Origin of the sequence: Vibrio sp. OPT46, from assembly GCF_015163535.1 — a bacterium.
GTDB classification, from domain to species: Bacteria; Pseudomonadota; Gammaproteobacteria; order Enterobacterales; family Vibrionaceae; genus Vibrio; species Vibrio alginolyticus.
The window spans coordinates 1-4,609 of record NZ_JADDYG010000092.1 but is presented as its reverse complement, the minus strand read 5'-3'; the positions used below and the strand labels follow the sequence as shown (position 1 = coordinate 4,609).

The window sequence follows — 4,609 nt, the reverse complement described above, 5'->3', positions numbered from 1 at the left end:
TCACAAAAGTAACTGCTCTGAAGCTTGCTAGGATTAAATTTGCTTCATCGCGAGTTAAAGAGGCGAGGTATTACCCATCGACCTCATGCAGAACACTATACTCAGAGTATAGAAACGAGCGTAAATATATAATATTTAAAAAGATTTTCAACGCGACACATTCACCACAGCACCTGCCGAGCGACCATCACAATCACTTCATACACACCTAAAAGCAACATTGGCCTAGTTATTATAGTTATTCAGCCTTGTATTAAGACGATTCATTAATTCGAGTAACTTATCAATAAAGGCAATTATTTTGATAAATATCACAAAAAGTCCCAAAGAAATAAAGCGAGCTAAACGCTCGCTTTATTTATGCCGCATTTTTTAAAGTTTTGTTCTCACTAAAATATCGGTTGTAAACAGCACCTAAGGAGGCTGTACTTGCGAAACGATCATAGTTAAATGTTGCTTGAGCCTCTTCCGCAGAGGCGGAAAGCTTGTTGGTACCATTTACATAAATCGTCACTACCCCCTCCTTCAGTCCTGAAAGATCTAAATCAGTTGTCCATGAGTCTGAAAGCACGGTAGCCATGCCTGTGGCTTCTGTACCATCAGCGTCGACTGCTTTAATATCTATGAACTCACCATCTTCAAACCGTTCACTGCTACCACTTACTGTCACGCTTTCCACTCCAGTAACATCGTTGATAACGTCTAGGTGTATTGTCGGTGTAATTGGCATGGAGTAAGCCGTGTTCTGGCCACCGGTATTTCCTGATAAGTCTTGGTAGTCACGAACAAGCAACGCCAATTTGAGATCCGACGTGCTTGGTACCATCACATCACCAGTCCAAACACTTGGGTCCGCGGTTGCCATTAATGAGGTGATCGTCGTGCCACCTAACTCCGCCGCTGCGGATTGCAGCTCTTTATCGAATTCCAGCGTTACCGTCACGCTTTGGCCGATGGCTTGGTGCTCAGGCGTAAACGTCACGTTAGTCAGCGTTGGCAGAGACTGCGCCAGTGTAAAGCTCTGGCTTTCACTCACTTCAATACCGGCTGAGTTCGTCCCTGTCACAATCACGGTATAAGTGCCGTTGGTTTGGTGACTCATATCAATCGCGTCACTGGTCCAATTGCCACCGGCTTGTACCGTCGCACTGCTGCTTTTCAGTACCGTCGCACTGCCTTGGGCTTTTACTTTAAGACGCAGGGACTGACCGTCAAAACGTGTCGACGTGCCTTCAAATTGTAGCGTGGCGGCATGCGTTTCATCCACATTGCCCACTGGCGTAATAGCTAAGGTCGGCGTGATCGGCATGGAGTAAGCCGTGTTCTGGCTACCGGTATTCCCTGATAAGTCTTGGTAGTCACGAACTAGTAACGCCACATTCAGCTCTGACGAGTCTGGTACCACTACATCACCAGTCCAAACACTTGGGTCCGCGGTTGCCATTAATGAGGTGATCGTCGTGCCACCTAACTCCGCTGCGGCGGATTGCAGATCTTTATCGAATTCCAGCGTCACCGTCACGCTTTGGCCGATGGCTTGGTGCTCAGGCGTAAACGTCACGTTAGTCAGCGTTGGCAGAGACTGCGCCAGTGTAAAGCTCTGGCTTTCACTCACTTCAATGCCGGCTGAGTTCGTCCCTGTCACAATCACGGTATAAGTGCCGTTGGTTTGGTGACTCATATCAATCGCGTCACTGGTCCAATTGCCACCGGCTTGTACCGTCGCACTGCTGCTTTTCAATACCGTCGCGCTGCCTTGGGCTTTTACTTCAAGACGCAGGGACTGACCGTCAAAACGTGTCGACGTGCCTTCGAATTGTAGCGTGGCGGCATGCGTTTCATCCACATTGCCCACTGGCGTGATGGCTAAGGTTGGCGTGATCGGTAATTCGTGAGCGGTGTTATCCTCACCTATGTTGCCAGTCAAATCTTTAAATTGACTAACAACCAAGTCGACACTTAACAGCGCGGTGCTCGGAACTTGTACATCACCAACCCAGACCTTTTTATCTGCCGTTGCTGACAGAGAACTAATGCGATTGCCGCCAAGCGTAGCGGTCGCCTCTTGGAGCTCTTTATCAAACTCAAGCGATACATTCACGCTTTGACCCACACTCTGATGCTCGGGGTTAAATGTCACATTGGTTAGTTTTGGTAAGATTCCTTCAACCGCGATACTTAAGCTGCTTCCTTTTCCAGGAATTGTGTTGGTACTTTGATAGCTATTGTCTTCTACCTGAATAGTGATATTTTTATCTTGTTTTTCTGGGCTGACATAGTTAACCGTCCACGTAATATTGTCTGAAGTCGACCAAGTATCTTGTTTTAACGTTCCTGTTGCACCGCTATCACTAGCGACAAGATGGACATCTGAGATATCAAAGTTCGTAACTTCTTCTGTAAAGTTAAACGCAAGCGTAATCTCTTCGCCTCCAAAAAGAGGGGCGCTTGAGGCGGTAGAGATACTTAGCCCGGGAACGGTTGCCGCTTCCACATGCGCGTCAATAGAACTTTCACTCTTGTTATCCACCTTGTCTGTTGCTGCCACCGTGATCGTATGATCGCCTTTCGGTAACAAATAGCTTATGACATAAGGCCCCGCTTCGGTTGTCGGCTCAGTAATCGCTTGAGGAGCCACAGTGCTGCCACCACTCACCGCTTTTGACGTGACGAGATTTAAATTTTTATCTGTAATGTATGCACTAATTTCTAGTTGATACTTATCGTTTGTCGGCACCTTAGAGGTTTGATTAGCACTTAAGCCGGAAATACTTGGAGCGTCATAATCAACAATAGACTCGATAACCTTTCCATCATAACTTTTTCCTAGTAATTCAAAGCTTGTATTCTCTCTTCCAACTGAGTCCGTCACTGTCACTTTAAGGGTATATGACCCTTGGTTATCGACGGCAAAGTTCATCATTCCATTGCCACTGGATGAAACAATATCACCAGAGTAACGTAAGGAATCACCGAGACTTGGAATAAGCTCCACAGAGTATTGTGAAGCTTTCACTCTTTCTCCTTCCACCGTAGATACCGTAAACGGCTGGCTCGCCTTGGTTAAAAACAGTTTCCCACCCTGCAAACTCGTAATTCCATCGAAATCAATCGTGACTTTAGGAACACTAATATCAATGACTTTTCTGATGTCTGAATATAGCCCAACACTATCTGTTGCTTTGATATCAACTGTGATTGAACCACGCCCCTCTAACTGAGATTTTGATAGTTCAAAGTACGTAGATGAACCGTTCCCATCCTCTACTCTTTCTTCTTGATAGCTTGGGTTTAAAACCGAATAGTTTACTTTTGCCAGGCTGCTACCAGTGTCCGTTATGTCGAAACGAAAACGAACATTATCTGGATTTGTTGGCGATTCAGTTACGATAATCTCATCGCCAACACTTGGAGATGTATTGTCAACTTTAATATCAACGGTCGCTTCACCGACTCTCGACCAAACATCCGTTGCTGTAATCGTTGTCCTGATCGTTTTTCCATCCGCATCGCTAGGAAGTTCACTTGTAAATGTTGAACACTTGTAGGTTGGATCATCTGCACACACCTCTAATTGTGCAAACTTCTCCGGATTATCTTTATAGTTGTAGGATTCCGTTCCAAACCTGGCCATCACATTGTCTAGTCTAGAGTTTTCATACAGCTTAATTCTGAACTTGGCGACAAGCTGCTGACCATTAATGGTTGTGTTTCCAACCGGATCAGTAATTTCAACGACTACCGAACCTTTAGGTAATTCAAGCAGTAGATCGTGCTCTGGCGTCAAGTTTCCTGCTAAATCAGATAAGTTCTTGATTTTGTATTCTTGAGTTGTACTCAGGCCATCAATAATATCGGCATAGGATTCAGAATACGTACACTTGATATTTCCAACACCTTTGGCACAAGTCGTTGGTGTATAAGCTTTGTTGCCAAGATTACGAACCAACTTTGGATATTCATCTGAACTTTCGGTATTCACGCCTGATAAAGCATCATTGAAAGAGAGCTCAAATGTGAGCATCTTCTTCTTCAAAGCTTCATCAAACCAAACATCACTTCCTTTAAAACTGTATGAGTTACCATCTACGACTGTCGGTGCATCAATATCCACCATCGAGAAATTGAACTTGTTGATCGTTTCACGCCCATTTGTACCCAAGGTTTTAGTGATCAAAGTAACAGGTGCTTTGGTCATGTTTTGCCCAACATTGACACTACAACTGTAAGGTTCTTGCGATACGTTGATAACACCAGAAGTTGGTTGCTCATTAGTTGGTGGCGCATCTAGAGAGTTGTATTCTTCACGAACCCAACACTCTAACGTTTTGGCTTTGACCGCACTCAATGTAGTAAAGGTGACATCAAGAACACCATCAGATAAGTAATTTTGGAAGTCCAGCGGGCTTTCAACTGTTAGAACCACGCCTTCACGCTGTACGCTAAAGGTTTGGTTTACTTTTCCAACCTTTCGGTCTTTTTCATCAAGGTAACGAACTTTGTTATAAACTTTGATATCAAGTTCATAATTACCATCTTTGGCAATTTGTGTAGAAAGCAACGTTGCAGTCCAAGTGCCATCTGCGGTTTCTGAGAACGTAAAGTTAGT

General features: G+C 44.7%; 1 protein-coding gene. It reads right to left on the bottom strand.

The genetic code is table 11. The annotated features are described in order from the left end of the window. Nucleotides 1-358 precede the first annotated feature (358 nt). Nucleotides 359-4,609: tandem large repeat (locus IQR33_RS03450; protein WP_193843526.1), on the bottom strand; the 4,251-nt coding region annotated here is incomplete at its 5' end.